This is a genomic window from Flavobacterium subsaxonicum WB 4.1-42 = DSM 21790 (assembly GCF_000422725.1).
GTDB classification, from domain to species: Bacteria; Bacteroidota; Bacteroidia; order Flavobacteriales; family Flavobacteriaceae; genus Flavobacterium; species Flavobacterium subsaxonicum.
On record NZ_KE383909.1, the window covers coordinates 712839 to 737652 of the forward strand.

Sequence of the window (24814 nt, forward strand, 5' to 3'; positions counted from 1 at the left end):
CCTGATTCTAATCCCGTGGCCTGCTTTACTTTTACAGTACTATCAGCCTTACTACTGATATTCGGCCTTCCGACTAAAAATTTACTAAAATTTCAATCGCTTTGATTGAGGCGCAACCGAAAAGCCTTACGAGTAGGACCAACTATTATGAACTTATCACTACATCCTTCGGTAGGAATTGCCCGTTTGGGCAACAGTACCACCGCGATTTGCCTCTCTCCAACAGAGATAGGGGGGCTGCCTTATGATGCCGATAGCTACGGCAATGCACAGGGTACGATATCTCAGTTTAAAGATGCATCCGGCCTTATTAAAAGGCAGGGGCAGCCGTTTAAGATCTATGCCGATAGCGGCGAAGAAATAACATTAGATTCGCCCGATGTTGCCAATATAGAATGGACTGTGCATTTGGCCAGTAAAAAGGCAGAATGGTACCAATACTCAGAGCTTCAGGGAAATTTGTTGTATGGCAGCGCCAACAGTTATCAAAACCAGGACATACCATTAAGAAACCCTGATGTTTTTGGTGCCAAAAGGCAAACCTTATTTGTAGACCCGGGGCCAAGAAGCATAGGGGGCAGGCAGCAGTCTATAGGTTTTGATAAAGATAACACTCCTGCGGGCTACCCGGCGCAGTACCCAAGCAGCCAGGTGCAGTATGGTGTGCCGGTAACAACACTTGGCAATTTGCTTACCGATGCTTCGGGCAGGTTGGTAGTGTTGGGTGGCTACGGCAACGCGGGCGGCAATGAACCGCTTACCAGCTATGGCGGGTCGAGTACCTGGCACGATGATATTTCAGATGGGCCGGTATATTGTACTGTTACTTTTACCGATGGCAGTACGATTAGCCTAAAAGCCTGGGTTGTGGTGGGCTCTCCTGATTTTGCGCCGGAGATAGTAAACATCTCTAACCTTAGCGATACCATGTTTGATGTAGCGGTTAGAAATTTTGACCTTCTGCCCGAGATGTGCAAAGGCGGCATTTATAACCCGTCATATACCGCTAATTTTCAGCGTGATATTCTGCCTATTATAAACCGTATTAGCAGGTACCAATGGGTGGCCAATGTACAGTCTATGATGGCTTTTGCAAGTAATATTTTTGATTTTTCCGACCCGTCTGAAGATAACCTGGCCAACAGGCAGGGGTATTATTCGTATTTCAGGCAGCCCGATGCACAACCGTCCGACCCCAGCTACCTGCCACAAGAGCAGCTGTTTAAAATGGATGGCGATGCGAGGTTTCCTATGATGCCGCTAAATTCGGGCAGCAACTCGGTAAGCAACATTAATATTATGAAGTTTATGGCTCTTAACAACACGCAGCTGTTTTTAATGCAGCAGTGGGCAAACGGTGCTTTTACTAACGATAAAAATTACCAGCCGTACCCCGTAAGCCTGGACGATACTGCCAGTGTGGGCAACTGCGTTGGCCTGCCCATGTGCCCCGGCATAGAGGTTACGTGGAGCATGCAAAACCCCGCGGTGTACGAGTCTGCTTACGTTATTAAACACTACCAGGACGAAGCGTACTACCAGCAAAACGGCTTAACCCCAACCCGCGATGAGTGCGAGGGTGGCGGCTGCGAACCCGGCGACCTAACTAAAAGAATGGCGTGCCCTTGGCAGGCCGACTTTTTTGAGTGTACTATACAAACCATTAACTTTAGCGATCCGGCTGTAAACAAAGCTACCATAGATGGGGTTACGGCACCGCTGCCTCCAACCTACTACAGTTACTGGTGGCCGCCACAAAGCCCGTGGGATGTAATTGTGGGCGAGTTTACCGCCGAAGGCCAGGCTAAAACCAATATACCTGCCGGCCAGCAAATAAACTATGCCCGCGGCATAAACAGCTTTACGCAAATGGTTGAGTTTTGGTATTCGCTTGGGTTTATCAGAGATAAAAATGGGGGCAACAAATCGTACCCTTACCTTGTAGAAACAGAACGTAACAACGACCTGTTTACCTATAAAAACTGGCATGTGGGCAATATAAGCAACAACCCAAACGATAACGAAACTACCATACCGGTGTTTTTTATTGAGCCTGATAAAGATAAGGTAAGAAAAAGGAGTGCAAAAGCTTCCAGGCTGGTAGACCACCTTGAAGACAAAGCCTTTAAACGTATTGAGACTGTTGGCTTGCTTAAACCAAGGGCCGGTACCAGAAACAGGATCTAAGCATGGCAACCCTAACTACAGATGTGCTTATTGTTGGCGCAGGGCCTGCGGGCACTGCGGCAGCAATAAGTATTTTACGGTACTCTAAACTGAGTGTTGTAATTATAGAAAATTCGGCATTTGAGTCGGTTAAGGTAGGCGAGCAGGTTAGCAGCAGCATTTTTGATATCCTGAATTACATCGATATTAAAAAGGATGATTTTGAAGCCGGCTGCTTTTTACCCGGTTATGGCGCGTTGGCCGCCTGGGGTAACGATAATCTTAGTTCAAGGTATTCTATAACGTCGGCCTATGGCGAAAGCTATCAGCTAAACCGCGAAAAATTTGATATGCACCTGGTAGAAAAAGCGGTAAAAATGGGTGCGGTCATTCTGCCCAGGAGCCGTTGCACTGCACTACATCAAACCCAGGATAACCATTGGGAGGCTAAGGTTACCCACGAGGTTAAGGGCAATATGCTTATAACATCTAAATACCTTATAGATGCTACCGGGCGGCAAAGCGCTATTTGCAGGCAGTTGGGTTTGGAAGCCACTAAAACCGACCAGCTTGTTGGGGTAGGGGCGTTTGTACATTTTGAAGCCGGCAGGAAGCTGATGCAGGAAATTTATCTTGAATCGGTACCCTACGGATGGTGGTATTGTAGCGCACTGCCCGATGATAAAATGAACATAACCTTTTTTACCGATGCCGATATTGTTAAGCAAATGCAGCTGCATAAAATAGAAAACTGGAATGCACTGCTGGCTGAAACAAAGTTTATAAAGAAGCTTATACAAGGCTCGCAGTCGGATGAGCGGTTGTGGACGCGCAATGCTTTCTCGCAAATTACCGGTACCTACAGTAAACCTAATTTTTTAGGGGTTGGCGATGCTGCTGTGGCCTTCGACCCAATATCGTCTATGGGGATAGGTTTTGCACTAACATCGGGCTGCCAGGGTGCCAAGGCTATAATGGATTTTAATCTGGGTGTTGCCTCGTCTATAACCACCTATCAAAATGACCTGGCTACGGCATACCGCGATTTTACGAATATTAAAACGCAGTATTACAGTAAAGAGCAACGCTGGGCCGATGCCCCATTTTGGAGCAGGCGCGTAGAGGCTATAGTTGATAAATTGACGCCTGAAACGGTTTTATAATGTGTTGGTGTACTATTTTAAATAAGGAAAATCCATTTTGAACATTCAAAATGGATTTTACTGTTTAAAAACACATATATAACCTGATTATTTAACAGCACATTTACCCTCCATAGTTTTGGTAACCTTTTTAATGCCTATAACATAAGCTGCCAGCCGTGGGGTAATGTTGTATAGCGATGCTGTTGCAAAAACCTTCTCAAAGCTTTCTTCTAAAATTTCGGTAAGCCTAAAGTTTACCTCTTCAATTTCCCAGGTTTGGTGCAACGTGTTTTGCAGCCACTCAAAGTACGAAACCGTAACGCCACCCGCATTGGCAAGAATATCGGGTACCACCAAAACGTTATGTTGGTTTAAAATTTCATCCGCGTCAGACGCTACCGGGCCGTTGGCGCCTTCTATAATAATCCGGGCTTTTACTGCATGGGCATTATCGCAGGTAATAACATCTTCTTTAGCCGCAGGAATAAGCACATCTACCGGTAGCAGCAACAAAGCATCGTGACTAATTACAATAGCGTTGGTGTAGCCCGCAATCTTTTTGTTGTTAAGGTTGTAGTATAAAATTAGTTCCGGGATATTAAGTCCGTCCTCATTATACAAAGCCGTATACACATCGCTTACAGCGGTAATTCTTAAGCCTTTTTCATATAAATATAGGGCAGAATGCAGCCCTACATTGCCAAAGCCCTGCACGGCAACGGTAGCATTGTTGTGGTCTATGTGCCTGTTTTTAAGGGCGAGCAGGGTAATAATGCTAACACCTTTGCCGGTAGCTTCGGTACGGCCTATGCTGCCGCCGGCGTTTAGGTGTTTGCCGGTAACCACCGCGGGTATGGCCTTACCGTGGCCATGAAGTTTAGAAAATTCGTCCATTAGCCAGCCCATCTCATCGGGGCCGGTACCCATATCGGGTGCAGGCACATCTTTATCCGGGCCAAAAGTATCGGCAAGGGTACGGGTGTAGGCGCGGGTTATTTTTTCTAATTCCGATTTGGATAGGCTGCGCGGGTCGCAGATAACGCCGCCCTTAGCACCCCCAAACGGAATGCCCACTACGGCTGTTTTCCAGGTCATCCAGGCAGCAAGTGCTTTAACCTCTTCGAGGTTTACGCCCATATCATACCGTATACCACCCTTAGATGGGCCCAATGCCGTGGAGTGGATTACGCGGTAGCCATCAAAATTTTGTTCGGTACCGTCGTCCATCGTAACAGTAAAATTTACCACTATCTGTTTTTCAAGGTGCTGTAGCTTATCGCGTTTAGAGTAGCTAAGGTTTAAAATATCTGCCGCTGCATTAAAGCGGTCTATCATCGACTGGAACGGGTTGTGGGGGATAACTTCGGTATTCATTATAATACGGTTTTAAAGTTTTAAAATTTGAGTAGAAGGCACAGCAGGCAGCCCCGCTAAATGCCGGTAAAAATTTAAGATGAGAAATAAAACTGTAGGGGTAGGCTTACCTAAAAGGCACGTTTAAAGATCAGGGTAAAAACACTGCCCTCGCCGGGGGCACTAAAAACGGTAATGGTAGCTCCCTGCGCTTCCATAAATTCTTTGCTGATGGCAAGACCCAGGCCGGTGCCTTCTTTCTGGGTGCCGGGAACGCGAAAGTACTTATCGAATATTTTAGGCAGGTAATTTTCGTGGATGCCTGCGCCGGTATCTTTTACACTCAGTTCTATACTGCCTTTATGCTCTTTGGCGGTAATTTGTATAACAGAGTTTTCGTACGAATACCGCACCGCATTAGAGATAAGGTTGGATATTATCCAGGTTGTTTTTTGGGCATCGGCCAAAATATCGGGCAGGCCTGCGGGTATCGATTCCTGAATGGTAATGTGTTTTGCCGCCGCCTGTAGTTTGTTACCCTCTACGGCTTCTGCCGTAAGGGTGTCCAGATCGCAGGAGGTAATGGTAACGCTGGTTTTGCCGGTTTCTACCTGGGTAATATTAAGAAGCTCTCCTGTGGTGCGCAACAGGCGTTCGGTATCGTCTTTAATGCTGTCTACAAGGCTTTGCTGCTCCTCGTTAAGGTTGCCTGTTTGCTGGTTGTTTAACAGTTGAAGGCTCATTTTCATAGAGGCTATGGGCGTCTTAAACTCATGCGACACAGTTGCTATAAAATTGGTCTTGGCAAAGTCCAGTTCTTTATAAGGGGTTACATTTTTTAATATAATAAACGACCCAATTTGTTTGGATTGTGTTTCTCCCGTAGGGATAATATCTATGGTAACCACCTGTTTTTCAAAATAGCTTTCTTTATTATTGGCGTAAATTTTAAGGGTTTCCTGCTTGGGTATTTCGCCGGTGGCAAGGTGCTGTAAAAGCGACCTAACCAAGTCGTTATGCAAGGCTATTTCCTGCGATTGTTTACCTATGGCAACCTCTCTTTTTAAGCCTGATATTTTAAGGGCTTCCTGGTTTATAAACAATATTTTATTGTTCTCGTCGAGCCCGATTACCGGGTCGTGCAGGTTATTGATAAGCGTTTCTATGCGCTCTTTAGCCATCATAAGCTTGGCGAGGTTGCTGTCGCTGTATTCCTGTATTTTCTCGGCCATGGTGTTAAACGACCTTGCCAGCCCCGAGAACTCATCGTTACCGTTAACCTTAACCCTGCGCGAGTAGTTTTTTGCCGCTATCTGGCGGATGCTCTCGGTAAGGTCGCGAATAGGGTTGGCAATGTAACCGGGTAAATTTACAATAAGGGTAAACCCAATGATGAGGCAAAACGAACTGGTAAGCGATATCCATAAAATAGAATCTTCGGCGGTGTTCTCTGCCGTATTGCTCTTACGGCGAATGGCATCCATATTAAGCTTCATAATACTGTTAAGGTCGCCGCGCACTTTATTAATAAGCTGACTGTTGGTAGTATTGTTTAAAAGTGCAGTAAAATCTTCCTGCAGGTCGGCGGTAAGCTCCTGTTCGCCCACCTCGGTAGTGTTGTTTTTTTGCCTGTCTAAATACAGCTGAAATTTTTCGAGTGCGGTTTTTTCCTGCCCGGCATCGTCCAGAAGCTTGTACATATTGCGCGAATACTCTAACGACTGGTAGTTGGCAACCAGGATGTTCTTAGTGTCCTGAGCCAGCAAATTTACCTGCCGTATAGCCAGTGCCGACAGCAATGTTATAATTACAAACAGCAGCCCCAGGGCAAGTATTAGTTTGGTTTTAATTTTCATGGTTTAGGATAGAATGATGAGGTCTATATCACTCGAAGATAGCTTATTTAATAAATCATTAAAAATGTTTGTAGACAAAATAACCTTAAACAACGAGAGGTGCGGCTTACCCACACATATAGTAGTGATTTTAAGCGCATCGGCCTGCGTTGTTATGGTTTTGGCAATGGTAGTGCTCTTTACTTTTATAACCTCGGCACCCAGCTCTGTAGCCAGTTTAAAGTTATTTATAAGATGGCGTTGCTTATCAAGGGCAATTTTATCGCTGCTTTCGTGTGGCAGCTCTACATACAGCACGTACCATTTGCTGTGGTAGTAATTGGCAAGGCGGGCGGTTTTCCTTATAACTTTTTTGGCTGTTTGGTGGTTGCTGCTAATACAGGCCATAAAACGCTCGTGCTTAAAAACGGTATTGCCTGCAACCTCTAATTCTACCTTGCGCTCTACCTGGCTGGCTACCTCTTTAAGGGCAAGCTCTCTAAGCTGTAAAATATGGTCGCCTTTAAAAAAGTTTTTAAGTGCTGCGGCAATTTTATCCTCGGTGTAAATTTTACCCTCTTTAAGGCGGGTAATAAGCTCATCGGCCGTAAGGTCTATATTAACCACCTCATCGGCAGCTTTAAGAACACTATCGGGTATGCGCTCTTTAACCTCAACGCCTGTAATTTCGCGCACATCATCATTAAGGCTCTCAATATGCTGAATGTTTAGCGCACTAATAACGTTAATGCCGGCATCTAAAATTTCCATAACATCCTGCCAGCGTTTTTCGTTCTTGCTGCCCTCTATATTGGTGTGGGCAAGCTCATCTACAATAACCACTTCGGGCCGCAGGTTAATAATGGCCTGCAAATCCATCTCTTCTAAATGCTTGCCCTTGTAAAATAACGAGCGGCGGGGCACCACAGGCAGGCCATCCAGCAAATCGTGGGTTTCTTTGCGGTTGTGGGTTTCTATAAAGCCAATTTTAATATCTATGCCGTTGCGCAACAGGGTGTGCGCCTCCTGGAGCATACGGTAGGTTTTGCCTACACCGGCACTCATACCGATGTAGACTTTAAACTTACCTTTCCTGGACCGCTGTATAAGGTCCAGAAAGTGCTTAACGTTATTTTCTTTTTCTGTGTCCAACTTTTATAGCCTAAAATTAACGGCAAGTGTAATCCTGTGTTCGTCTTTTTTTAATTCGGCAGCCCAGGGGGTTTCGCCTGTGGGGCCGTTTGTCCATCCGCTGGCCGATGTTGTACCACCGGCGCCTGTAAAATAAGGCATGTTAGAGTTTCTGTAGCCGTACTCCAGCCTAAAGGTTACGTAATCGCTTGGCATAATATCAAAGGTAGATGTAAACTGGAATATCTTTAGCTTATCGCCATTAGCAATTGCCTCGTCATAATTATTAGGCACATCGCCGGCAACGGCAGGGGTAAAGGCAAGGTAAGGCGAGGTGTTTACACCGTTTACAACCGATTGGTTGGTCATATAATCAGCCCTTAGCGTAAACGCCAGCTTATTTTTGTTGAACCAGATACGGTTAGCTAAAGATGTACCCGCCATAAAGTTGTCTTTTGCCTTTACAATATCGCCCTCGTTGTTATTGCTCTGAAAGCCGTAGTGCGTGTTTAAGCTGAATGCAGCCTGAGAGATACCCGTAGATTCGGCATCTTTAAAATAACGCGCTACAACGCTGTTATCGTGATGAAAACGCAGCCTTTGCGATTGGTTACCCTCTATATCGGGGTTCTGGGTGTCGCGGCCTAAATAAAAGTTAGCTACCAGTTGCAGGTTTTCGTTAAGGCGGTAGTAGGTAGAGCTGCCAAGACCCGGGCCATCGCTAAAGCTGTTGTAGCTTTGCCATCCGTTAAGCAGCCAAATCTCGGTTTTTAATTTTTCTGACGGAAACATCTGTATACGTGCCCCACTAAAGTAAAAGGGTGTAAAATCGCACAGCATGCTCCTTTGGTAGTTCCAGTTCTCCTGTGTTATATAGCTTTCCAGGCCAATGTAGCTCATAAAAATACCCATTTCTATATTAATGCCGTGCCATACATCAAAATGGTAGCCGGCAGCAGCCTCGCGAATGTATTTTAAGTTGTTGATACTCGTATTGCGGCCTCTGTAAACCGACCCATCCACATCGTTAACTATCGATGCCATTTGCCCGTATTGCAGCCACACGCGGCCCAGTATGTTCTTGTAATTGGTTTCGAACCCAATGCTTGCCAGGTTAACCGTAAACTCGTTATGGCGCCCCATAGTGGCTGATATGGTCTGCGTATTATCAGCCGGATTGGCAAAGTTATAATTGTAATAGGTATCGGCATACAATACCCCCGTTAGTACGGTTTGGTCATCCTTATCCTTAAGGGTTAGCGGAAAGTTTTTCTGCCTGTTTTGTCCGTTTACCCAGGTAAGGTCCATGCCCTCAAAAGGCGCTTTTTTAGTAATAGTATCAGTTTGTGCGTGCAAGCCAATGGCAGTAATAAAAAGCAGTAATACAGTGCTTAACGTTTTCATTTTTTTATTTAAGTTGTTTAAAGTGTTTTGTTTTTGTTTACTAACCTGCAAGGTTTTTAAAACCTTGCAGGTTTAATTCGGCCTCACCCCCAACCCCTCTCCGAAGGAGAGGTGGGCAGCTACACAGATGTTTAAATTGCTATCAATTTGGCAATGTTAGTTACTGTACCCGTCCGTTGACCCCCCTCTCCTTCGGAGAGGGGTTGGGGGAGAGGACTATTATGTTTTATTACATTTTCATGTAGTATTCAAACAGTACCCGTCCGTTGGCTCCCCTCACCTTTGCTTCGCCAGTTCGCTGCGCTCGTGTGGAGAGGGGTTGGGGGAGAGGTCTTATGGTATGCTTTAGTCTTAATGTGATTTTATACCTACAAGGTCTCAAAGACCTTGCAGGAACATTACGCATAAAACCTATTTCACTTTATCAAGCGCAATATTCAATTCCAGTACATTAATTTTATGAGGGCCAAACAAGCCCAATAGCGGCTTATCGGTATGTTGTTCGATCAAAGTATTAAGCTGTGCCGGGTCAAGGTTTCTTTCTTTGGCGATACGATTGATCTGCATTTTAGCCGCGAGTACCGATATATGCGGATCGAGCCCGCTGCCGCTTGCCGTAACCAGGTCGGCGGAAATATCGCTGCGTTTAATGCCAGGGTTAAGGATAAGCAGGGTATCGATACGTTGTTGAACTTCGGCAAGGTATTCAGGGTTGGAAGGCCCTTTGTTACTACCGCCCGAACCCGCTGCATTGTATGCCACCGCCGATGGCCTCGAATTAAAATAGCCCTTTTTAGTGAACGACTGGCCAATGTTCTTATAATACGTTTTGCCATTATCGGTAATTAGTTTACCGCGGCCACGGTTGGGCGCTGCCTGTGCCACGCCAAATATTAAAAGGGTATAGAAAACCGAAAAGAAAACCAGGAATGCTACGGTTAGCTTTATGGTTTGGAAGAATATATTTTTCATAACGTTTTGTTTTTAGATGAATAAGGCAACCACAACATCGATAACTTTTATACCTATAAAAGGCACTATAATACCGCCCAGCCCGTAAATAAGCAGGTTGCGCCTAAGCAGTGCCGATGCCCCAATGGGCTTGTAAGCAACGCCTTTTAATGCAAGCGGAATAAGGAACGGAATAACCACAGCGTTAAAAATAACCGCCGATAGTATGGCACTTTCAGGGCTGTGCAGGTTCATAATGTTTAAACCCTGTAAGGCCGGTATGGCTGTAATAAACAGCGCAGGGATTATGGCAAAATACTTGGCAACATCGTTAGCAATGCTAAAGGTGGTTAGCGTACCACGCGTCATTAACAATTGTTTGCCAATCTCTACAATTTCAATAAGTTTGGTAGGGTCGTTATCCAAATCTACCATGTTACCGGCCTCTTTAGCAGCCTGTGTACCACTGTTCATGGCAACACCTACATCGGCCTGGGCAAGGGCGGGGGCATCGTTAGTGCCATCGCCCATCATGGCTACCAGTTTGCCTTTTTGCTGTTCGGCTTTTATGTAATTCATTTTATCTTCGGGCTTGGCTTCGGCAATAAAATCATCCACACCGGCCTTTTCGGCAATAAAACGGGCTGTAAGTGGGTTATCGCCCGTAACCATTACGGTTTTTACCCCCATTTTTCTAAGCCTTTCAAAACGCTCCTGTATACCGGTTTTTATAATATCCTGTAGCTCTATAACGCCCAATACCTTCTCATTCTGGCTAACCACAAGCGGGGTACCACCGTTACCGGCTATTTCGGCAACCTTATTGGCTACGCTTTCAGGGTAGGTATTACCGCTTTTTTCTACAATGGTTTTAATCGAATCGGATGCGCCTTTGCGTATCCTAATGCCTTCGAGATCAATCCCCGAACTACGGGTCTCGGCAGTAAATTTTATAAAGATGGGATTAGCAACATTAAAGCTCGATGGGTTAATGCCTGCCAGTTCTATTATCGACTTACCCTCGGGCGTTTCATCCGAAAAAGAACTTAAAACCGCAGCTTTTATAAAGTCTTTTTCGTCGATGCCTTCAGCCGGATAAAAGTGCGTGGCCTTACGGTTACCAATGGTAATGGTTCCGGTTTTATCCAAAAGCAAGACATCAATATCGCCGGCAGTTTCTACCGCTTTGCCGCTTTTTGTAATAACATTGGCGCGCAGTGCCCTGTCCATACCCGCAATACCAATGGCCGATAGCAACCCACCAATAGTAGTAGGTATTAGGCATACAAAGAGTGCAATAAAAGCCGCAATAGTTATGGGTGCGTTGCTAAAATCGGCAAAGGGTTTTAGGGTTACACATACAATAATAAAGATGAGCGTAAAACCGGCAAGCAGTATGGTAAGTGCAATTTCGTTAGGTGTTTTTTGTCTTGATGCACCCTCTACCAAAGCAATCATCTTATCTAAAAAGCTCTCGCCCGGCTCGGTGGTTACCCTTACTTTTATTTTATCCGATAATACCTTAGTACCCCCCGTAACCGAACTCTTATCACCACCCGATTCGCGTATAACAGGGGCACTCTCGCCGGTAATGGCACTTTCATCAATGGTAGCAATACCCTCAATTATTTCGCCATCGGTAGGTATGGTGTCTCCCTCTTCGCAAACAAATACATCGCCTTTAGCTAATGATGATGAGGGCACAACCGTAACTTCATCCAGGTAGATATCGCCTACAGGCACTATTTTTTTAGCGGGGGTTTCTTCGCGGGTTTTGCGCAGGCTGTCGGCTTGTGCCTTGCCGCGTGCCTCGGCTATGGCTTCGGCAAAATTGGCAAACAAAAGAGTAAACAACAGCACCAGGAATATTACAAAGTTGTAGGCAAAACTGCCCTGGCTTTGCTCTCCGGTAAGTATCCAGATGCAAACGGCAAGCATTACCGCCGTACCAATTTCTACTGTAAACATTATGGGGTTGCGTATGAGGCTTTTCGGACTCAGTTTTATAACAGACTGTTTCAAGGCTTCGAGCACCAGCTCTTTTTGAAACAGCGATTTATTTTGGGTTTTCATTTGTTGTGATTAATTAAGCAGTGAGAAATATTCGGCTATGGGGCCAAGTGCCAGGGCGGGGAAGAAGGATAGCGCTGCGATAATAAATATCACGGCAAAAACCATTAACCCAAAGGTGGATGTGTCGGTTTTTAGCGTACCCGAACTCTCCGGCACGTGTTTTTTGGCTGCCAGTATACCTGCTATGGCAATAGGGCCAATTATGGGCAAAAAGCGCGATAACAGCAGCACTACACCGGTTGTAATATTCCACCACGGGTTGTTGTCGCCAAGGCCTTCCATACCGCTGCCGTTATTAGCCGACGCTGAGGTAAACTCATACAATATCTCGCTAAAACCGTGGTAGCCGGGATTGTTAAGCGTGCTTGCTCCATATTCTGCAAAAGCGGTAGATAACGCCGTTCCGCTTAAGATAAGCAGCGTATGAAGCAACGCGATTATCATGGCAATCTTCATTTCGCGGGCTTCTATCTTTTTGCCTAAAAATTCGGGTGTACGGCCAACCATTAGTCCGCTTATAAATACAGCCAATATTATAAAAATGTAAAAGTTAAGCAGGCCCACGCCGCAGCCGCCGTAAAAGCAGTTAACCATCATGGCAAGCAATTGCATTAATCCTGATAACGGCATGGCACTGTCGTGCATGGAGTTAACCGACCCGGTTGAGATTACCGTTGTGGCAATGCTCCAAAAACCCGATGCTGCTGCCCCAAAGCGTACTTCTTTACCCTCGGTAGCGCCCATGCCGGTATTAATACCCATTTTGGTTAGGGCAGGGTTGCCGTTCATCTCCGCAATTACAGTTGGGATAGCTAATAGTAAAAAGCCGACTGTCATTACCCCAAAGATCATTAGTGCCAGTTTTTTACGGTTGAGGTAAAAGCCTAAGGCAAATATCATGGCAAAGGGAACCAGCATCTGGGCTCCCAGTTCTACCATATTGGTCAGGTAGGTGGGATTTTCCAGCGGGTGTGCCGAGTTAGCCCCAAAAAAGCCGCCACCGTTGGTGCCTATATGTTTTATGGCTGTAAAAGCGGCTACCGGCCCGGTAGATACATTAACGGTTTCGCCCTGTAGGGTTGTCATTTGTTGTTTGCCATCAAACGTCATGGGGGTGCCGTTAAACACCAGTATAATGGCTGTTATTACAGATAATGGCAATAAAATACGGGTACACGATTTTATAAGATACACATAAAAATTGCCCAGTTTATCGGTAGTGCGTTCTTTAAGCGCATTAAACAATATTGCGGCGGTTGTTAGCCCCGTAGCGGCCGATACAAACTGCAAAAACATTAAAAACAGCTGCCCAAAATAGCTCAGCCCCGTTTCGCCGCTGTAGTGCTGCAGGTTGCAGTTAACTACGAACGATATGGCAGTGTTAAAAGCCAGATCGGCACTCATGCCGGGGTTGTTGTCCGGGTTTAGGGGTAGCCACCCCTGACACATTAGTACGAACATGCTTAGCAGAAACCACACAAAATTTATGGTTAGCAGTATTTTTAAGTGCTGTTTCCAGCCCATTTCTTCGTTAGGGCTAATGCCGCAAAAACGGTATAATAATTTTTCGAATGGATTAAAAATCCCATCGGTAAAAGTGCTGTCGCCGTTGTAAACCCGCGCTATGTACCTGCCCAACGGTATGGCAAAGGCAACGGTAAGTACAAAGACCAGTACAATGCCTAAAATTTCGGTATTCATAAGTAAAAGTTAGAGGTTGTGCGTAGTGCGGCTAAAATTTCTCGGGTTTTATAAGCACATAACATATGTACCCAAAAACAAAAAGTGCTATAATAAAAAGTGCTGCCATAATGGTTAGATTTTATCAAAAAAGTCGATTGCTTTAAAGCAGAAAGCAAACAGCACTATGCCGGTTGCCGTTAAGATTATTGTAAGTATCATTATCTATTGTCTATTATCTATTATCTATTGTCTATTGTCTATTGTCTATTGTCTATTGTGGGGGTTACACGCCCGATGTATTTACCTGTTTAATATATTCTGCCCTTAATGTGGCCGGAAAAAGGTTGGCAATGCTGCAATGGTGTACTTCCATAAAGGTGGAAACCGAAAACACATACACATTGCTAATGGCGCTCTTGGTTTCGGTAGTGCCGTTAAGCAGGAGTTTCTCGGCAACAGCCAGGCATTTTTTAGCCCTGATGATGTTGCCTTTAATAATTAGGGCGGTGGTTAGATCGGCAAATTTTTGCGCTTTGGCATAAACATTTAAAGCCTTGTTTTTCATGTTACGATACATTTTGTGTTCGTACACCTAATGCCAATTAACATGCCTGTAATAATTAGGATGGCCTAATCTATTGAAGGATTGAAGGTTGAATGATTTTCGGCTTTATGACAAATAAAAAACCCTATCATTTTGATAGGGTTGGTACTTTTAAAACGATAGGGTTATGCATGTCAAACTCAGCTTTGTAACTATGTTACTCAGCCACTTTGCCACTTTATTTTACTGTATCTTATATTCGTCGAGCTTTCGGTAAAGCGTGGTAAGGGCAATATTGAGCAGGCGTGCCGTTTCGGTTTTATTGCCATTGGTATGGTTCATTACTTTCTGTATGTGGATCTTTTCGGCGGAAGCCAGCGAAAATGCCGATAGCACTTTTGTCTCGCCTGTAGCGGTATCCGGCTCTGTGAGCTGCTGCATTTCAAACGGAAGGCTTGCCGGGGTCAAAGCAGCGCCATTCTCTAAAATTACGCTGCGCTCTATTACATTTTTAAGTTCGCGTATGTTGCCGGGCCAGTTGTGCAGTTTAAGTAATTGCACAAACTCCACCGAAAGTGATGTTATCTTTTTGTTGGTCTTTAGGTTAAAAGCGGTTAGAAAGTGCTTTGCCAAAGGCTCAATATCAGGTATGCGCTGCCTTAACGACGGCAACTCTATCTGAAAGATGGATAAGCGGTAATACAAATCCTGCCTAAAGTGCCCGGCTTGTATTTCGCGGGCCAGGTTACGGTTGGTGGCGGCTATAATACGCACATTGACTTTAGTTACCTTGCTTTCGCCCACCTTTATATATTCGCCATTTTCTATAACGCGCAGTAGTTTGGCCTGCAGGTCTATGGGCATTTCGCCTACTTCATCTAAAAATATGGTGCCATTGTTGGCTTCTTCAAATAAGCCTTTTTTATCTTTTAAAGCACCGGTAAAAGCGCCGGCGGCATGGCCAAACATTTCGCTTTCCAATAAATCATGGCTAAATGCCGAGCAGTTAATAGCAACAAAGCTTTTGTTTTTTCGGGTGCCCGACTGGTGTATGGCGTTGGCAAATACCTCTTTACCGGTACCGGTTTCGCCGGTAAGCAGCACGGTAGTGTCTATAGGTGCCACTTTTTTAGCCAGCTCTATAGCTTGTAGTATCGATTTGGAGGTGCCAATTATCCCCTCAAAAGAAAATTTGGTTTCCAACTGGGCCTCCAGTTGTATAATGCGCTGTGTAAGGCTGCTTTTTTCTATAGCGCGGTGTATTAGCGGAATAATCTTATTGTTGTCGTCGCCTTTTACTATATAATCAAACGCACCATTTTTAATGGCCTGCACACCATCAGGAATGTTTCCATAGGCGGTTAATAGTATTACTTCGGCCTGGGGTGCTTTTTGTTTGATGATGGCTGTAAGGTCTACACCGTTGCCATCGGGCAGCTTAACATCGCACAAAACAACATCTATGCTGTTTTGCTCCAGCTTTTTTAATCCTGATTTGCAGTCGCCCGCCTGTACCACATCAAAACCTTCAAGGCTTATAATGCGCGCCATAAGGGTACGCAGTTTTTCTTCGTCGTCTATTATCAGGATTTTTTTCACCGTAAGGTTATAAGTTGAATAATTAGTAAAGGTGGTTTGCAGGCAGTAAAGTTATCAAATTAAAAGGTTGGTAAACATAAAAAAGCCACCCTGAGGTGGCTTTAATTTAAGTTATGTGGTAGAAAATGCGATGCCCTGATTCTTAAAATTAAGATGCAGGCTTTGCTTGGTGGTGCTTATGGCTTCTTCGGTACGGTAAATACTGCACCAGAATTTTATGAGCAACTTGTAGTTATCATCGGAAATTGAATTGTAATAAATTTGCGGAATTTTTGCGGTACTAACAACAGGCGTGGCATCCAGCGCTTCTTTTACAATTTCGTTAATACGTTCGGTAGACATATCACCCTGTAGGGTAAAGGCTATCTCCACCTGTTTTAAATTATCGGTATACGTCCAGTTGGTAATGTTTTGTGATAGTATGTTACCGTTAGGAATAATAACCTCGGCACCGTTAGACGAATCGAGTTTAGTGGTGCGCAGCCCCATAGATTTTACCCTGCCCGATTGCGAGCTTACATCAATCACGTCGCCTACCTGTATGGGCTTATCAAAAATAAGTATAACACCCGATACAAAGTTGCTTACAATGTTCTGGAGGCCAAGACCTACACCAACACCTAATGCGCCCAATAGAATACTAAGCTTATCTAACGGCATGCCCGATGCAGCAATAGCCAGCAGATAACCCACAATAAGCACCACAAGGCGGGTAACTAAAAGTTTAGAATGCTGGCGTTTGTTAATGTTCTCTTCGTCTTCATCATCCACTTCGCCAAAAAAGTAAGCTACGTATTTTTGCAGCAGGTGCGCAATCCAGATAAGGATGCAGAACAGCAGTACACTGCCCAGTGTAAAGGTAACGCTGCCAATAGTATTGGGGTGGCTTAGCAGCCTGCTAAAAGCGTCGTGAAGGCTTTCCCAGATATTAAGGTTAGACGCTATAACTACAATCCACATATAGCTTATTATAAGTACAAATGGTTTTTTAAGGTTTTGCGACAGGCTCTCGTGATCGAATAACTTGTTTATGCCACGCTTAATGCGGGTGGTGTATATCTGCAACAAGATAACTTCCAATATAACCTTTAACAGCACGCTAAGGGCTATAATTTGCGTAAGCGCAATAATAGCAGCAAGGCTAAGCGTGTGCGATAACGATACCCGCCCAAATAAGTTAAAGATAAGCGCAAGGGCATTAAAGCCTATAAATATAAAGCTGGCCCATTTAAAAAAGCCTTTAATATATAACTGGTCTTTTATGCTATTTAACTGAACTAATCCGTAGCGTATGGCGAATACGTTAATAACTATAAAAATGGTTCGCTCTAAAAAGCTGATCTTTACAAAAAGGTCCATAAAGCACAGCACAAAAAACAGGGCTATAAGCAGCAGCCAGTTGCGCATCGATTTTTGTTTCCATTGCCCTTTAAACAACAGCGACAGTATAAGTAGCAATATAAGCTGAAGGAATTCTATAAACAGGGCAGGGGCATACAGGTTGCTTACTACGGCAATGTTTAGGCCTATAACCAATATGGGCAGTAAAACACCTTTATTAAGGTATTTAAAGCCAAAGGTTTTAAGGTTATCAAAATGGCCGTGGTTTTTTAGGTACTTAATGTTGCGCAATATCCACCAGGCAACAAGACCCATAAAAAAGGCAAGGGTTATAAGGCTGGTAAAACTATAGCGGCTGTAATAGGTTACAACCCCTTTTTCTACATCAAACTTTCCCTTAATGTTTGCCGATAGTTCTTTTTTCTGGATAGCCGTTTCGGTATGCCATAAGTAGGGGTACTCGTCGCCAAAAATACTAACCCCCGATGTTTCTAACCGGCTCTCTACCGTTTGCAACGCTTTAGATACCGCCATCTTGCGCTGAACGGTAAGCCGCTTTTTAGTACTAAGCAATGCCATATTTACGTGCATAAGGCTATCAGTACTCTGGTATTTTGCGCGCAGGCTTAGTAGTTCGGTTTTAAAGCGCTTCCGCTGAACAGTATCTCTTACAAGGCTTGTAAAAAGCGTGTCTTTACGAATGCCGGCAATGCGATCTTTAATCTTATCAAAGTTAGCATTCTTGGTATCTATGGTTTGGTTTTGCTGTTCCAGCTCAACTTCTATTTCCTGTAAAACGGTGCGGTACATTTGCTGGTTGCGCACGTTGGGGCTTGCCTCTTTAAGGTTGGCCAGTATAAGGTCCAGTTTATCTTTTGTGCTTTCCATCTCGCCAAACAGGCGGTAAGTGCCACCACCAAATTCGGCATCGGTATGCGCCAGCTCTAATACCTCGCTGGCATTTTCTATAGACATTAAGTAATCGCTGTCAGACACCGCTTCGTCATCAAACAGTTTGCCGCGGTGCATGTGTTTTTTGTCGGGTGTAGCCTGCGAAAAACATAATTGTACAGACAGTAATAGGAACAGGGTAAATAAACCCGCAGTTATTTTTTTAGGCATTATGATATTTAAATAGAGTTAACCGCAGGGGTTAGGTTTTTATTGATAGTTTAAGCTTCAAAATTAGACGGAAATTACATATACTTTTAAAGAAATTTTAAAAACTTATAGCAGTAACACCGTTGCCATGCTTTATTATGTGCGGATTTACCGATGAGGTTACTTAAAATAGCTGCCTGCCTCATCAAATTATTACTGATTTTACCGTTGACTGAAAATTTTTTTAATTTTTTTACAGTTATAAGTTTCATGTAATGAAAAGGTTAAAAAAAAGCTTTTAAATTTTTACAGTTTTTAGGCAAAATGTATTTGCAGAAACAAAAAAGGTTGCTATATTTGCAACCGCAATGAGGAAGTGATTTGCATCTTACTGGAGAAATGGCAGAGTGGTCGATTGCGGCAGTCTTGAAAACTGTTGACTGTAACAGGTCCGGGGGTTCGAATCCCTCTTTCTCCGCCACCCGGAGTTTGAAAGATAACTTCTAAGAATTAAAAACCTTTGAATACATCAGTATTTGAAGGTTTTTTTGTTTTATGCCTTATTGAAATTTGAGTGCCTTTTGGGTAAGACATCCTTTGGAACGCCCGTATTTACTGGAAGTTTAAAGAATTTCAGGTTTCTACACCCGGTTTGGCTTTGTGCATTTATGTGTCAATTGCCACACTACCCAAGACATTTACAACTTCAGAATCGGGTGTCAAAACACACATATCATATCATAAGTTAGTTGCCCTATTAGTGTACCTATGAAAATTTTCACTTTTGGGGCAAATTAGGTACACTAAAATGAAATGTTTCCTCGGGAATTCCCTGTAAATACTGGCAACTTGCAAAGTTTTTAAGTCAATTTAAAATTAATTTAAAAACCGGAAATTATGTTAAAAGTAATCTTCTACATCAAGTCACAGAAGGCCGGTAAAGATGGTTTAGCACCCATTTTTGCACGAATTTCTCTAAGAGACAAATTCATTACCATGGCCACAGGTAAGTCAATCACAAAAGAGCGTTGGCTATTCACCAACAATCTCAGGAATGTCCTTAAGATGGACAAGGAAAAAGTCATCAAAGAAGCCCTGGAAGTTTTTCAGTTAAACCTTGAAAAGAAATTCTATGAGCTATCGAAAATTGATACTGACATCTCTCTTGAATTCCTGAGGCACGAAATCAAGGGAAAAACAAAGGCTAACGAGAAGCCCAAGTCGATTACCATATTGGAGGTAATGGGCAAACACGCCGACTTTTTTAAACGTAAAGTGGAAAGCGGTGAGCGTGCAGCCGCTTCTTTTCAAAAATATGCCCGGGCAAAAGAGTTGTTGGTCAACTTTATGAAAAAGCAATATAACCTGGACGATATTGAAGCTATATCAGCCGGTAAAATGGTGGACAATGCAGTTTAGCTTGGACACCTATCTTAGCAATGAAAAATCTCATATTGAAAATTTCGCCTATAACGGGACCGGCTGGGGCTACGATATTAACTTTTACCAAAATGTAGAATTAAAGGGCGACTGGAAGTTTAGCATGAATGGTTTTTACACCGGGCGTTCTACTTCTCCAAATGGTTTTTCTATAGCTACCTATGATTTAAGCCTTTCGGCCAAAAAGAGCCTGTTAAATAAAAAATTACTGATAGCTAGTGGCTGCAGCAATATCCTGAAAAAAAGCCTCTACAATCATACGACCCAGGTTAACAATGTATCGACCGACTGGACCAACCGTTGGGAAACACGCCGTTTTTTTGTCCAGCTAACTTACTACTTCGGTTCTGGTAAAGGCAAAGAGGTAAAAGCTACTTCTCTTGATGAAGAAACAAACAGAATGTAGATTTAAATACAGCTGAATTAATATATCCGCTGAAATATTGAGTTTTTCCTTTCACCATTCGGTGATTAATGTATTATAAATAAATGATTCAGAGTAAATTTCTGCGGGCTGGATAACCAACTCACATAAGATATTGTAAGTTGCAGTAGTAACGGTAAGATAACAGATAATGGCAATCTTTTAAAATGGTTTACATTTGCATTTAAGATATCTGCATAAGCCATAAAAATGAAAAAGGAAACAGCTAGTAAAAAAAGCAGGAATAAAGAGCAAAGTAAGCAACAGTTACTTGATGCGGTTGGAGAAATTTTAAGGACAAAAGGGTATTCCGAACTAAAGGTAAACCAGATTGCCGCGACTGCGGGGCTTGATAAAAAGCTTATCTACAACTATTTTGGCAGTAAGGATAACCTCCTGAGCGAGTACATACACTCTCAGGATTTTTGGAGTAATGTAAAGCAGGACAGTGTGCCTGTACTAGTTCCTGATAGTGGCAAACATTTGTCAACCGCAATGCTACTTCAACAATTTGACTTTGTCCGGGACAATGCAGAGTTGCAGAAGGTGCTTTTATGGCGCCTGTCTGAACCGCAGCCCTTCTTACAGCAATTGACCGAAAACCAGGAGAAAGTAGGCGAGCAATTATTTCAATCCATATTCGACCCCCACTTTAAGGAAAAGGCCTTGGATTACCGGGCTATAATGGCCATACTGGTTGCGGGCGCTTACTATTTAAACTTGTATTCATCAGTAAACGGAAGTGTTTTTTGCGGGATCGATTTAAATACTGATTCAGGACGGGGCAAAATTCAGGAGGCATTTTCATTTTTAGTTGATAAAACCTACAATGGCCTGTAAACGTTGCTTCCGTACGAAGAAAGAGTAAATACTTCTTATGCAAATTGTTAATCAATAACGATCTTTTTGGTAATTTGCCCTTTTTCAAAATGAAATGTCACCAGATAGGTTCCCTGCGACAGCCCCGATATATCAATTTTATGTTGCTTTTGGTTATTACCTGTCTCAGTCCTAACCGTCCTGCCATGCATATCTGTAATTATAATGGTAGTTACCGCACTGTCTCCATCATATTCTAAAAAGCTGCTTGCGGGATTAGGGTAAACTGCAAAGTTTTTGTAAGCAGGTATATACGTATTCAGCAAATTAATATCCAGCGTATAAATCCCTTCATTGCCGGTTAAGAATATAAGCTGGCCTTCATATTGCAGCATATCCCTTATGCCGCCGTTGTCCTCCAGATCTTCTTCATAGGCTATCTGCCAGCTTACACCTTCATCGACAGAGCGAAATACGACGATAGCGTTGTTTGTACTATTAATGGTACCGCCGGCATATATAACACCCGACCCATCGGCTTCAAAAAGTATTTTATAAATATAAAAATATTCATCTACCCAATAGGGTTCCTCCCATGTCAGCCCCCTGTCTAATGACCTTGTAATGCGCCCCTCGCTGGCCGATAGCACTAAATCAGGATTGTCAGGGTCGGCCGCAATAAAATGAACACAGTTGTTATCGGTATTGTCGGTACGATTCCATGTCAGCCCTCCGTCAGAAGTATGCTGGATGTAGGAGGAAAAAATTTCGGTCTCACCACCATAGTATATCGTCAGGCTATCGGACGGATGAAAATCGGCATACCTGTCCTGGAATCCTCCTGTAAAGTCATTTAGATTGGTCCAGGTCTCTCCAAAATCAGTAGATTTTGAAAGGCCGTAGGAAAGGTGGAGAACGATAATAGAATTAGGATTTTGCTTATTTTGCGATATGCGATACAAGCGGTTAAAATTCTCCATTGAAAAAAAATGTTCAGGCGTAAAATCGGTGAAGGTGCTACCATTATCAACCGAGGAAAGCATGAGGCTATCGCTGGTTTTATTGGTAATGGCCAGAATGTGGTCCCCGTTCTTTACGAAGTCGCTTACCGGCTGTCCTCCAAAAGCAAAAAGTTCCCAGTTGGCTGTTGCTCCACTTAGCTGTTTTCTGTAAATGCCGGAATATGTTGGCACGTAGAGGTAATCATCCAGCACCTGTATCTTTGGCTTTAAGCCGCCAGCATATTGGCCGGGTGGCGGTGTAAGCTCCTCCTTAAGCCCCAGGTAGTTTAACTGTGCATAACAGCCGAATGTAATTGTCGTACATAAAATTGTAAATAAGAAATTCTTTTTCATAGCGATTATTTTATGGTTTTTAAATGCAACTGAGGTTAGGGCCATACTGCACCGCAATCAACCAGCAGTAGGTACGGTTATTATTCAATTAAATTTTTAGGGAAATATTTCTTCATCATTTCCTCTGTGGAGGACCGGTGACGATTAATGATGAAAAGCTTAGTTTTATCTTCAAGCGCCAGAGCCATTATAAATTCTTTCTTATGATTTGGGTTCTTACTGCCCAGCTCAGGGAAATTAGCCTTTAGCATATCCAGGATCTGTTTATGGTCCTTAGAAATAATAAAAACTTTAGTTACCGGGGCTTCTTTTGCTTTCTCAATTTCTGCCGCTGTAATCGGCGCGCTAAAGCGGCTATAGGAATTATACCGGTATGTCCTCCTAAAGTAGCGCCAGTCTTCCTCACTGCCGGTAACAATATAACGGTAGGTAAAAAGGTGCGCCAGCTCTTTACCCCACTGCGGAAATTGGGTATCGTAAGTGGTTACGTAAGCTTTTATAAACGCCTCATCCATTGGCTTTCCAGCTTGTATGTATTGCTTTACCACGGGGTATATAGCCCGTGCCATTTCTGAGATGTACTTGTTTGCATACCATTCCTGTTCATCAGCTTTACCGGTTTGTTGTTCCATAGCATATCCGCTACTGAGGGCAGTAGCCAATACCTCATTCATAAGGAGCAGGGCATACTGGCTGTTGGGAGAGCCGGAGGCATCAAACCACTTCTGGATGTTATCTTTCATCTCCAGGCCCTGGTTGTCATAGATAATGTGGTTGATCTCGTGCATGGCAACCACAAAAAAGGTAATGTGGTCTTTAAAGTCTGGCGGCACCTCACAAATAGCTGTATTATTAAATGCCCTTGCCCCCAGGTTTCCCTTGCCGGGAGACAGCAGGAGGTTGAGCTCTATGGGTATAATACTGTCCCATTGGGTACCATAAAAGGACAGGCCGGTTTGGAAATAATCAGAGAAACTATTGTTATCGACAAACTTTAAAAAATGTTCCTTCTGCACATCTAACGCTGCCCGGTTTGGCTCATAGGCCAGGGTTTGATAAACAGGTAGGAAACACTCAAGTATAGCTGCCAACTTTGATAGTTGTTCATTAGGCAGTATGCCCATAGACCGGTCCCTGAACTCATCAATAGTTTTACTTACAGCAAGATTACGTTCTAAGAGGTCGCGCGACATTACCCCCGCCTTTAACGTGGCAGGGTATTGCCTGAACGCATAACTATAATCAATCTTCAGCTGGTCAAAATCAGTAATCAGCTTACGGTAGTGGTCTGTATTGTAATCCGATGCCCGAAATAATGCTTTTAGTTCATTATCCGGATAGCTGTCAGAGAGCTTTATTACAAAGTCATAGGTAGCATACAGCGCCGACGTATGGAAGTTAAACCGGATGTCACCCTGCGCGAAAAGGCTACAGGCAATTACAACGGTAAGGAATATTGAGAGTATTCGTTTCATAAAATTTATAAAATATAATGGGGTTACGCATGAATGGCTTTGCTATCTATACAAATGATTGTAGTACCCTGTCAGGGAACTCCTGACCAAAACAAACATTATAAATCACCAATCGGTGATAAATATATATCTTTTTTTAAATCCAACAAAATTATATGTCACCATGTGGTGAGTTTTTATATATTTGCACAAATACTGAATGTAGAAATGAAGGGAATCCAAATCGAGCCTTTGAAAACTAAGGTTAATTATCCCGCAATAGGGTTGTTTTACATCATTGCAATAGCGCTGCGTTACCTGACGAACAAGACGTCGCTTTTAGAAGGATTTACCAACGGGTTTTTAAAAATAATCTTACAGGGTGCCGGCCCTGCTATAGGTGCATGGGTAGTATTTTTGTTATTTAAAATAAAACATAAACCATCATTAAGAGGTAACTACAATACAATAAGCAGCCCTTTGCTGCTCTATTGGGGACTTCCCATCACCTTAATATTGGGCGTTGAATATGCTGTTAAGGGGACTTTCTCATTTGTCGCGATTTTAGCCGTCTTAGTATATGGCCTCTTAGAAGAAATAGGCTGGAGGGGATTTTTACAACAGGAACTTAAGCCCTTACCAGAGTTTTTGAACATCTTACTTGTTGCAACACTATGGTTTACCTGGCACTTAAATTTTGAAGTCACGACTTCAAATGCGCTGTTTTTTGGAATTTTAATCGTAGGGACCTGGGGGATTGGAAAGGTTGCAGATACTACACATTCACTGCTTGCAGCCTCTGCGTTTCATTCTGTAAATAATTTTTTCACAGAGACGGACACCCTTAAAATTACGATCCTTGCAACATTGGTAACCATCTGGGTAATTTCTTCGATTTACAGAAAAAAACAATTAAAGAAAAACCAATACAAACACAATGATGCATCGGTTTCCCAATATTAATCTTTCTGTACGTTCATAAATATTCATAAGAAG

18 protein-coding genes and 1 tRNA gene are annotated in these 24814 nt (G+C 43.4%); 7 read left to right on the forward strand and 12 right to left on the reverse strand.

All coding sequences use genetic code 11. The annotated features are described in order from the left end of the window. The first annotated feature begins 147 nt into the window (after window positions 1–147). Both lodA and lodB read left to right on the forward strand, forming a co-directional pair. Window positions 148–2187, forward strand: a complete 2040-nt coding sequence (gene lodA / locus G509_RS0113550) for a CTQ-dependent lysine 6-oxidase LodA (RefSeq protein WP_026992027.1) — start codon at window positions 148–150, stop codon at window positions 2185–2187. A 2-nt stretch (window positions 2188–2189) separates the two neighbouring features. Beyond that, a complete protein-coding gene (lodB, locus tag G509_RS22130; RefSeq protein ID WP_035738961.1) occupies window positions 2190–3329 on the forward strand; it encodes a lysine-epsilon-oxidase maturase LodB in 1140 nt (379 codons plus the stop codon). Window positions 3330–3416: 87 nt separating this feature from the next. On the opposite strand, the gene G509_RS0113560 is transcribed toward lodB, so the two are convergent. From G509_RS0113560 to G509_RS0113605, 10 genes are all read right to left on the reverse strand, one after another. Continuing rightward, window positions 3417–4685, reverse strand: coding sequence for a Glu/Leu/Phe/Val family dehydrogenase (locus G509_RS0113560; protein WP_026992028.1), 1269 nt, complete (start codon window positions 4683–4685; stop codon window positions 3417–3419). A gap of 110 nt (window positions 4686–4795) precedes the next feature. After that, window positions 4796–6520 (reverse strand): sensor histidine kinase, encoded by a 1725-nt coding sequence (locus G509_RS0113565; RefSeq protein ID WP_026992029.1) that lies wholly within the window; start codon window positions 6518–6520, stop codon window positions 4796–4798. Between the two features lie 3 nt (window positions 6521–6523). Then, the gene (locus G509_RS0113570) at window positions 6524–7651 is read right to left on the reverse strand and encodes a histidine kinase (RefSeq protein ID WP_026992030.1); all 1128 of its coding nucleotides are present in this window, start codon (window positions 7649–7651) and stop codon (window positions 6524–6526) included. 3 nt (window positions 7652–7654) lie between these two features. Next, a complete protein-coding gene (locus G509_RS0113575; RefSeq protein ID WP_131450685.1) occupies window positions 7655–9034 on the reverse strand; it encodes an outer membrane beta-barrel protein in 1380 nt (459 codons plus the stop codon). Window positions 9035–9445: 411 nt separating this feature from the next. Beyond that, complete coding sequence (locus G509_RS0113580) at window positions 9446–10006, reverse strand: K(+)-transporting ATPase subunit C (protein WP_026992032.1); 561 nt, start codon at window positions 10004–10006, stop codon at window positions 9446–9448. 12 nt (window positions 10007–10018) lie between these two features. After that, the gene (gene kdpB / locus G509_RS0113585) at window positions 10019–12058 is read right to left on the reverse strand and encodes a potassium-transporting ATPase subunit KdpB (RefSeq protein ID WP_026992033.1); all 2040 of its coding nucleotides are present in this window, start codon (window positions 12056–12058) and stop codon (window positions 10019–10021) included. A gap of 9 nt (window positions 12059–12067) precedes the next feature. Continuing rightward, window positions 12068–13759: a potassium-transporting ATPase subunit KdpA gene (kdpA, locus tag G509_RS0113590; protein ID WP_026992034.1), complete on the reverse strand. Its 1692-nt coding sequence runs from the start codon at window positions 13757–13759 to the stop codon at window positions 12068–12070. A 265-nt stretch (window positions 13760–14024) separates the two neighbouring features. After that, window positions 14025–14306, reverse strand: coding sequence for a DUF7674 family protein (locus G509_RS0113595; RefSeq protein ID WP_026992035.1), 282 nt, complete (start codon window positions 14304–14306; stop codon window positions 14025–14027). Window positions 14307–14528: 222 nt separating this feature from the next. After that, the gene (locus G509_RS0113600) at window positions 14529–15884 is read right to left on the reverse strand and encodes a sigma-54-dependent transcriptional regulator (protein WP_026992036.1); all 1356 of its coding nucleotides are present in this window, start codon (window positions 15882–15884) and stop codon (window positions 14529–14531) included. A 111-nt stretch (window positions 15885–15995) separates the two neighbouring features. Beyond that, the gene (locus G509_RS0113605; protein ID WP_026992037.1) at window positions 15996–18347 is read right to left on the reverse strand and encodes a mechanosensitive ion channel family protein; all 2352 of its coding nucleotides are present in this window, start codon (window positions 18345–18347) and stop codon (window positions 15996–15998) included. A 372-nt stretch (window positions 18348–18719) separates the two neighbouring features. Between G509_RS0113605 and G509_RS0113615 the strand changes: the two genes are divergently transcribed. The 4 genes from G509_RS0113615 (at window position 18720) to G509_RS0113630 (ending at window position 21030) form a co-directional block, all read left to right on the forward strand. Further along, window positions 18720–18807 (forward strand) — tRNA-Ser (locus G509_RS0113615). A gap of 416 nt (window positions 18808–19223) precedes the next feature. Then, the gene (locus G509_RS0113620) at window positions 19224–19745 is read left to right on the forward strand and encodes a hypothetical protein (RefSeq protein WP_026992038.1); all 522 of its coding nucleotides are present in this window, start codon (window positions 19224–19226) and stop codon (window positions 19743–19745) included. Next, window positions 19735–20172 (forward strand): outer membrane beta-barrel protein, encoded by a 438-nt coding sequence (locus G509_RS0113625; RefSeq protein WP_026992039.1) that lies wholly within the window; start codon window positions 19735–19737, stop codon window positions 20170–20172. The genes G509_RS0113620 and G509_RS0113625 overlap by 11 nt, the downstream gene beginning before the upstream one ends. Before the next feature lie 228 nt (window positions 20173–20400). Continuing rightward, window positions 20401–21030 carry a TetR/AcrR family transcriptional regulator gene (locus tag G509_RS0113630; RefSeq protein ID WP_026992040.1) on the forward strand — a complete coding sequence of 210 codons (630 nt, stop codon included), beginning with the start codon at window positions 20401–20403 and terminating at the stop codon, window positions 21028–21030. A 47-nt stretch (window positions 21031–21077) separates the two neighbouring features. Here G509_RS0113630 and G509_RS0113635 read toward each other — a convergent pair whose 3' ends face one another. Continuing rightward, a complete protein-coding gene (locus G509_RS0113635) occupies window positions 21078–22364 on the reverse strand; it encodes a T9SS type A sorting domain-containing protein (RefSeq protein ID WP_161627180.1) in 1287 nt (428 codons plus the stop codon). Between the two features lie 80 nt (window positions 22365–22444). Beyond that, window positions 22445–23839 (reverse strand): hypothetical protein, encoded by a 1395-nt coding sequence (locus G509_RS22135; protein ID WP_051200221.1) that lies wholly within the window; start codon window positions 23837–23839, stop codon window positions 22445–22447. A 54-nt stretch (window positions 23840–23893) separates the two neighbouring features. On the opposite strand from G509_RS22135, the gene G509_RS0113645 reads away from it, so the two are divergent. Continuing rightward, window positions 23894–24781, forward strand: a complete 888-nt coding sequence (locus G509_RS0113645) for a CPBP family intramembrane glutamic endopeptidase (protein WP_207382682.1) — start codon at window positions 23894–23896, stop codon at window positions 24779–24781. The last annotated feature ends 33 nt before the right edge of the window (window positions 24782–24814 follow it).

Bases quoted from the DNA above. Each gene is read 5' to 3' on its own strand.
- lodA (WP_026992027.1), top strand. From the start codon at position 148: ATGAACTTATCACTACATCCTTCGGTAGGAATTGCCCGTTTGGGCAAC.
- lodB (WP_035738961.1), top strand. From the start codon at position 2,190: ATGGCAACCCTAACTACAGATGTGCTTATTGTTGGCGCAGGGCCTGCG.
- G509_RS0113560 (WP_026992028.1), bottom strand. From the start codon at position 4,685: ATGAATACCGAAGTTATCCCCCACAACCCGTTCCAGTCGATGATAGAC.
- G509_RS0113565 (WP_026992029.1), bottom strand. From the start codon at position 6,520: ATGAAAATTAAAACCAAACTAATACTTGCCCTGGGGCTGCTGTTTGTA.
- G509_RS0113575 (WP_131450685.1), bottom strand. From the start codon at position 9,034: ATGAAAACGTTAAGCACTGTATTACTGCTTTTTATTACTGCCATTGGC.
- G509_RS0113580 (WP_026992032.1), bottom strand. From the start codon at position 10,006: ATGAAAAATATATTCTTCCAAACCATAAAGCTAACCGTAGCATTCCTG.
- kdpB (WP_026992033.1), bottom strand. From the start codon at position 12,058: ATGAAAACCCAAAATAAATCGCTGTTTCAAAAAGAGCTGGTGCTCGAA.
- kdpA (WP_026992034.1), bottom strand. From the start codon at position 13,759: ATGAATACCGAAATTTTAGGCATTGTACTGGTCTTTGTACTTACCGTT.
- G509_RS0113595 (WP_026992035.1), bottom strand. From the start codon at position 14,306: ATGAAAAACAAGGCTTTAAATGTTTATGCCAAAGCGCAAAAATTTGCC.
- G509_RS0113605 (WP_026992037.1), bottom strand. From the start codon at position 18,347: ATGCCTAAAAAAATAACTGCGGGTTTATTTACCCTGTTCCTATTACTG.
- G509_RS0113620 (WP_026992038.1), top strand. From the start codon at position 19,224: ATGTTAAAAGTAATCTTCTACATCAAGTCACAGAAGGCCGGTAAAGAT.
- G509_RS0113625 (WP_026992039.1), top strand. From the start codon at position 19,735: ATGCAGTTTAGCTTGGACACCTATCTTAGCAATGAAAAATCTCATATT.
- G509_RS0113630 (WP_026992040.1), top strand. From the start codon at position 20,401: ATGAAAAAGGAAACAGCTAGTAAAAAAAGCAGGAATAAAGAGCAAAGT.
- G509_RS0113635 (WP_161627180.1), bottom strand. From the start codon at position 22,364: ATGAAAAAGAATTTCTTATTTACAATTTTATGTACGACAATTACATTC.
- G509_RS22135 (WP_051200221.1), bottom strand. From the start codon at position 23,839: ATGAAACGAATACTCTCAATATTCCTTACCGTTGTAATTGCCTGTAGC.
- G509_RS0113645 (WP_207382682.1), top strand. From the start codon at position 23,894: ATGATTGTAGTACCCTGTCAGGGAACTCCTGACCAAAACAAACATTAT.